The sequence below is a fragment of the Streptomyces sp. ADMS genome (assembly GCF_033441795.1).
Taxonomy (GTDB): domain Bacteria; phylum Actinomycetota; class Actinomycetes; order Streptomycetales; family Streptomycetaceae; genus Streptomyces.
This window is the reverse complement of record NZ_JAVFVX010000157.1, coordinates 5872-12796: the sequence shown is the minus strand read 5'-3', so window position 1 is coordinate 12796 and position 6925 is coordinate 5872. Positions and strand designations below refer to the sequence as shown.

Genomic DNA, 6925 nt, shown 5'->3' with positions numbered 1-6925 from the left:
CCAACGACCTCACCCAGACCACCTGGGGCTTCTCCCGCGACGACGTCGAGGCGGCGTTCTTCTCCGCCTACCTCGAGAAGGGCATCTTCGCCACCTCGCCCTTCGAGACCCTCGACCTCGACGGCGTCGGCCGTCTGGTGCGGATCGCCGTCGACGAGGGCCGCGCCGCGCGTCCCGGCCTGAAGATCGGCGTCTGCGGCGAGCACGGCGGGGACCCCGAATCCGTCCACTTCTTCCACGCGGCCGGCCTGGACTACGTCTCGTGCTCGCCGTTCCGCGTCCCGGTCGCCCGCCTGGAAGCCGGACGGGCCGCGCTCCCCGAGTCGGGAACGAGCGACAGCAGGTGACGAGGGAGAGCGGCGACGGTGGCCGGCGGGCCGTCACCGTCGGTGAAGTGATGACCCGCGACGTCGTCGAGGCGTACCCGGAGATGCCGTTCAAGGACGTCGTCGGGCTGCTGGACGTGCATCGGATCAGCGGGCTGCCCGTCGTGGACGACGACAAGGTCGTCGGAGTGATCTCCCGGACCGACCTGACCCGTCGCCGGGCGGCCCGGTCACCCGACGGCCGTGTCCGAGGGTTCCGGATACGGCCGCTGGGCCGCTCCGCCCGTCGCGCCGATGCACCCGCCCGCACCGGCCTGGCGCGGGAGCTGATGTCGACACCCGCGATCACCGTGCACCCGGAACAGCGGATCGCGGACGCCGCGCGTGTGATGGAACGTCACGGCGTCGAGCGCCTGCCGGTCGTGGACGAGGAGGACCGGCTGATCGGCATCGCCACCCGGCGCGACCTGCTGCGCGTCTTCCTGCGCACGGACGACGAGATCCGCCGCGAGCTCCACGACGAGGTGCTGCCCCGGGTTCTCGGCCGGCCGGACCACGGTGTGGCCGTCTCGGTCCACGACGGCATGGCCACGCTGGAAGGGGCCCTGGAGCACAGCGGGGACCTTCCGCTCGTGATCCGCCTGACGTATCGGGTGGAGGGCGTGGTGGGTGTCGTCAACAGACTGACCGTCCGTGCCGCCTCGGGGCCGGTCGGCCCCGCGAAGGGACCAACGGGACCTGGGGCGGAACACCGCTGACGAGAGACGCTGCTGGTGGAAGCGGCCCCGTCCCATACCCGCGGCGCCGCTCCCCGCGCCGCCACAGGTGCGGCGCCGCCCCCTCAACGACCGACGGAGGCCTTCCCCCATGACCCGCCACCACGACCGCAGCGCGACCACCGACCCCGCCGCCGCGCCGTCCGACACCGCCATCGCGGTGGACCGCCTGGTGACGAACGGGCTCAAGGCACTCGCCGACTACGAGGCGCTCGATCAGGAGCAGGTCGACCACATCGTGAAGAAGGCCTCGGTCGCCGCGCTGGACCAGCACACCGGGCTCGCGCGGCTCGCCGTGGAGGAGACCGGGCGCGGTGTCTTCGAGGACAAAGCGGCCAAGAACATGTTCGCCTGCGAGTACGTCACGCACAGCATGGGCCCGATGAAGACCGTCGGCGTCATCGCCCACGACGACATCGACGACATGACCGAGGTGGCCGAGCCGGTCGGCGTGGTGTGTGCGATCACCCCTGTCACCAACCCGACGTCAACCACCGTCTTCAAGGCACTGATGGCGCTGAAGACCCGCAACCCGGTCGTGTTCGCCTTCCATCCCTCCGCCCAGCGCTGCAGCGCGCAGGCGGCCCGCATCGTGCGCGACGCGGCGGTCGCCGCGGGTGCGCCGGAGCACTGCGTGCAGTGGATCGAGACCCCGTCCGTCGAGGCCACCGGCGCTCTCATGCGCCACCCCGGCGTATCGCTGATCCTCGCCACCGGCGGCAACGCCATGGTCAAGGCCGCCTACTCCGCCGGGAAACCCGCCCTGGGCGTGGGCGCCGGCAACGTCCCCGCCTACGTCCACCGCAGCGCGGACATACGCCGGGCCGTCAACGACCTGGTGCTGTCCAAGTCGTTCGACAACGGCATGATCTGTGCCTCCGAACAGGCCGTCATCCTGGACGAGGAGATCTACGACGCGGTCCTCGCCGAGTTCCGCACTCTGCACGCCCACGTGGCCACCGCCGAGGAGAAGGCGAAGCTGGAGACGTTCCTGTTCCCCGCCGACACCGCCGGCGCGGGCTGCGAGCCCAAGGTCAACTCCGCGGCCGTCGGGCAGAGCCCGGCCTGGATCGCCGAGCAGGCCGGTTTCACCGTTCCGCAGGACACGTCGCTCATCCTGGTCGAGGCCGACAGGGTCGGCCCGCAGGAGCCCCTGACCCGGGAGAAGCTCTGCCCGGTCCTCGCCGTTCTGCGCGCCGGCTCCGAACAGCAGGGCTTCGACCTGGCCGCCGACATGGTCGCCTTCCACGGCCAGGGTCACAGCTCCGTCATCCACACCCAGGACCTCGCACTCGCGGAGTCGTACGGACGGCGCATGAAGACCGTACGGATCATCGTCAACGCACCGTCCTCGCAAGGTGCGATCGGCGGCATCTACAACAGCCTGCTGCCGTCGCTGACGCTGGGCTGCGGCTCCTGGGGCAGCACGTCGGTGTCCAACAACGTCTCCGCCGCCCAGTTGCTCAACGTCAAGCGCGTCTCGGTGCGCCGCAACAACCTGCAGTGGTTCAAGGTCCCGCCGAAGATCTACTTCGAGCCGCAGGCCATCCGCTACCTCACCTCCATGCCGGACGTCCACCGCGTCACCGTCGTCACCGACGCGACCATGACCCGCCTCGGCCTCGTCGACCGGGTTGAGCGCGTGCTGCGGCGGCGCCGGGAGCCGGTCACCATCCAGGTCATCGACAACGTCGAGCCCGAGCCGAGCATCGACTCGGTCCGGCGCGGCGCCCGCCTCATGGGCGACTTCCGCCCGGACACCATCATCGCTCTGGGCGGCGGCTCTCCCATGGACGCGGCCAAGGTGATGTGGCTGCTGTACGAGCAGCAGGCCGAGGGCAGGGACATCGACTTCGCCGACATGCGGCACAAGTTCTCCGACATACGCAAGCGGGCCTTCCGCTTCCCCGTGCTCGGCAAGCTCGCCCGCCTGGTGTGCATCCCCACCACGTCCGGCACCGGCGCCGAGGTGACCCCGTTCGCCGTCATCTCCGACCCCGTCACCGGGAAGAAGTACCCGCTGGCCGACTACGCGCTCACCCCCAGCGTGGCCATCATCGACCCGCTGCTCACCGCAGCGCTGCCCCGCGCGCTGGCCGCCGACAGCGGCTTCGACGCCCTCACCCACGCCATCGAGGCGTACGTGTCCGTCTACGCCAACGACTTCACCGACGGTCTGTCCCTGCACGCGATCCGGATGATCTTCGACAACATCGAGGGGGCGGTGAACGACCGCGCGGCCCGGCCGGAGGCTCAGGAGAAGATGCACAACGCCGGGACCATCGCCGGCATGGCCTTCGGCAACGCCTTCCTCGGCATCGTCCACGCCATGTCCCACACCCTCGGCGCCACCTTCCACATCGCGCACGGCCGCACCAACGCCGTTCTCCTGCCGCACGTCATCCGCTACAACGGCACCGTCCCCACGAAGCTCACCGGCTGGCCCAAGTACGAGAGCTACCGCGCCCCCGAACGCTTCCAGGACATCGCCCGCACCCTCGGTCTGCCCGCCGCCACCCCGGCCGAGGGTGTCGAGTCGCTCGCCTCGGCGGTGGAGCGGCTCCGCGACACCGTGGGCATCGAGCCGACCTTCCAGGCACTCGGCGTCGACGAGCGCGCCTTCCTCGACGCCCTGCCCCAGCAGGCGCTGAACGCCTACGAGGACCAGTGCGCGCCCGCCAACCCGCGGATGCCGATGCTCGACGACATGCGGGAGCTGATGCGCACGGCCTATTACGGCCATGAGACGGAGACCGACGCCACGGCTCCGGCGAACTGAGACCGGCCCCGCCGCCCCGCCCTCCCCTTCACCTCACCCTTTCGCCTCGCCCTTCCCAGAGGAGACCCTGGCATACGCCCGTACGAAGATCGACGCCGTGGTGGGCAGGCCGGGCCTGCCCGCCGTCACCGGCGAGGTGCACCTCGTGCGAGCGGCCGGCCACCACGCCGGCCACCCGTGGTCGGCCACGGCCGACCTGCGCATCGGCGGTCGTCAGGTGGTTGCCGTGGCCGAAGAGGCCACGGGCACGGAGACCGTCGACCGGCTCCAGGACCGGCTGCGCCGCCAGACCGACAGGGCCACCGAGGCCTGGGCCGGCAAACACCGGACGGCAGCGCCGCCGTGGCGCGGTGGAACGGCCGAGAACATTCGCACGACGTGACTCCGCGATGACGACACACCGGCCGGTCCAGCGGGCCCGTGGCGGAGGGCCGTCCGGACCGGCCGAGTGGCCAACGGCCCACAGACGCACGACCCGCCGCCAGGAAACCGTGGGAGGCGCGGTACCCGATCGACCGGCGAACACGAGGAGTTGTGTGATGGCGAAGGCCTATCTGGTGGGCAGCGGCATCGCGGCACTGGCCGCGGCCACGTTCCTGATCCGCGACGGCGGCTTCAGGGGTTCCGACATCCACCTCTTCGAGGAACAGCGGACCCTCGGCGGCAGCCTCGACGCGGGCGGCACGCCGGACACCGGCTACACCATGCGCGGCGGCCACATGTTCGAGGCCGAGTACCGCTGCACCTACGACCTGCTGTCCGGCATCCCCACCCTCGACGATCCCACCGTCTCCGTGACCGATGAGATCCTGGCCGGACACGAGGACTTCGCCTGGGACGACGTCACCCGGCTCGTCGACGGGGACGGCAAGATCGTCGACACGACCTCCATGGGGTTCTCCGAACGCGACCGGCTGGAGCTGGTCCGCTGCCTGGCCACCCCGGAAGGGCACCTGGACGGCAAGAAGATCACCGACTGCTTCGGCGAACACTTCTTCACCACCAACTTCTGGTTCATGTGGTGCACCACGTTCGCCTTCCAGCCCTGGCACAGCGCCATCGAGTTCCGTCGCTACCTCCGGCGCTTCATCCACCTGTTCTCCGAGTTCGCCTCCATGTCGGGCATCCACCGGCCCCGCTACAATCAGTACGACTCCGTCGTCCGGCCCCTGACCACCTGGCTCCGCGAGCGCGGCGTCACCGTGCACACCGCCTGCCACGTCACCGACCTGGGCCTCGCCCCGGGCGTCGGACACGGCACGGTCGAGACCATCTGCCTGAACCGGGGCGGCGTCGACGAGAAGATCACCGTCGCGCCCGAGGACCTGGTTCTCGTCACCAACGGTTCCATGACCGATGCCTCCAGCCGCGGCTCGCACACCTCCGCGCCCCGGCCGGCCCCGCACCGCTCGGACGCCTGGTTGCTGTGGCACCGGCTCGCGCGTGGCCGCGACGACTTCGGTGATCCCGGCGTGTTCGACAAGCACGTCAAGGAGTCGCGCTGGGAGTCGTTCACGGTCACCACGAAGGACCCCGCCTTTCTAGCGGCGCTCGAGGAGTTCAGCGGCCGCCCGGCCGGCAGGGGCGGCCTGATGACCTTCACCGAATCCAACTGGCTGCTCACCGTCGTCGCGGGCCGTCAGCCCGTCTACCGCGACCAGCCCGAGGGCGTCTCCGTCTGGTGGGGCTACGGCCTGCACCCCGGCCGCGCCGGCAATCACACGCCAAAGCCGATGACCATGTGCACCGGCCGGGAGATCCTCGAAGAGGTCCTGCAGCACCTCCCGTTCGACGAGCGCACCACGGCGCGGATCCTGGAGACGTCCACCGTGGTGCCCTGTGTGATGCCGTACATCACCAGCCAGTTCCTGGCCCGCCGCCGCGACGACAGGCCCCGAGTCGTCCCGGACGGGTCGGTCAACCTCGCCTTCATCGGGCAGTTCGCCGAGGTGCCCGACGACGTCGTCTTCACCGTCGAGTACTCCGTACGCACCGCCTGGACCGCGGTGGCGCAGCTCCTGAAGCTGGACAAGCGGCCGCCGCAGGTCTACAAGGGCCACCACGATCCCCACGTCCTGGCCGCCGCTCTGGAAACCATGCACCGCCGGTAGGCAAACCGCGGTGCGTGGGCCGTCCGGCCCACGGTGGGGACCATCGGCACCTGTGGGAAGGGCGCGGACCGAGGGACAGTGACTGCAGGAGCGGCACCGATCCCCCGCGGTGCCGCCCCGTTTCACGTGGTACTCGGTCACCGTCGGGCAGAAATGCGGCGGTGCGCCGAGGTGACCGTGGGAGACGGAGAAGCGTGGGCGACCCGACGATATGGAAACCTGTGATGGCCGACGACACCCCGCCGAATGCAACGGCCACGCACAGAAGTGTCGAGCTGGACGGCGTCGAGGCGCTGCGGCTCCTGGGCAGCGTGTCCCTGGGGCGGATCGTCTTCACCCGGCTCGCGCTGCCGACCATCCGCCCGGTCAACCACGTCCTGGTCGACGGCGACATCGTCATCCGCACCCACGGCGACACCACTCTGACCCGGTACACCCAGCAGAACGGGGATGAGGGGGCCGTCGTCGCGTACGAGGCCGACGACATCGACCCCGACACCCACCTCGGCTGGAGCGTCGTCGTCACGGGCTATGCGCGGCTGGTCACCGACCCACGGGAACTGGCCCGTTATCGGACCCTGTTGCGTCCGTGGGTGTCGAAGAGGATGGATCACGCCGTCCGTATCAGCCCCGATCTGGTCACCGGGGTCCGCCTCACGGCCGACGGTCCTCCCCCGGTCGCCTGAGCGGCGTCAGTCGTACGGGACCACGGCGACCGGTGCGGCCGCGTGTCACAGAACGGGGTGCGCCACCGGGCCGATGTGCGGGCCGGGCGAGCCCTCTCGGTCTCGGCGTCCCACGACAACCAGTCACGCGTCACGCGAGGCGTCGGCCAGGTGCGCGCCCACGCCACCGGTCACGGCCTCCTCCGTCACTTGACCCCCCGAGTACCTGCCCCACCAGAGGCGGAGCACATCGGCCCGCCTCCGCCGT

Annotated in this window: 6 protein-coding genes; all 6 read left to right on the top strand. The window is 70.5% G+C overall.

The genetic code is table 11. The features are described from left to right. On the top strand, positions 1 to 347 hold a 347-nt coding region (locus tag RB628_RS36805), incomplete at its 5' end, for a putative PEP-binding protein (protein WP_318324995.1). A 50-nt stretch (positions 348 to 397) separates the two neighbouring features. Continuing rightward, complete coding sequence (locus RB628_RS36800; RefSeq protein ID WP_318324996.1) at positions 398 to 1084, top strand: CBS domain-containing protein; 687 nt, start codon at positions 398 to 400, stop codon at positions 1082 to 1084. Between the two features lie 109 nt (positions 1085 to 1193). Continuing rightward, on the top strand, positions 1194 to 3881 hold the full coding sequence (gene adhE, locus RB628_RS36795) for a bifunctional acetaldehyde-CoA/alcohol dehydrogenase (RefSeq protein ID WP_318324994.1): 2688 nt from the start codon (positions 1194 to 1196) through the stop codon (positions 3879 to 3881). Between the two features lie 97 nt (positions 3882 to 3978). Next, positions 3979 to 4263 (top strand): hypothetical protein, encoded by a 285-nt coding sequence (locus tag RB628_RS36790; protein ID WP_318324993.1) that lies wholly within the window; start codon positions 3979 to 3981, stop codon positions 4261 to 4263. Positions 4264 to 4270: 7 nt separating this feature from the next. Beyond that, positions 4271 to 5992 carry an oleate hydratase gene (locus RB628_RS36785; RefSeq protein WP_412180785.1) on the top strand — a complete coding sequence of 574 codons (1722 nt, stop codon included), beginning with the start codon at positions 4271 to 4273 and terminating at the stop codon, positions 5990 to 5992. A 224-nt stretch (positions 5993 to 6216) separates the two neighbouring features. Continuing rightward, positions 6217 to 6678 carry a pyridoxamine 5'-phosphate oxidase family protein gene (locus tag RB628_RS36780; protein WP_318324991.1) on the top strand — a complete coding sequence of 154 codons (462 nt, stop codon included), beginning with the start codon at positions 6217 to 6219 and terminating at the stop codon, positions 6676 to 6678. Positions 6679 to 6925: the final 247 nt, after the last annotated feature.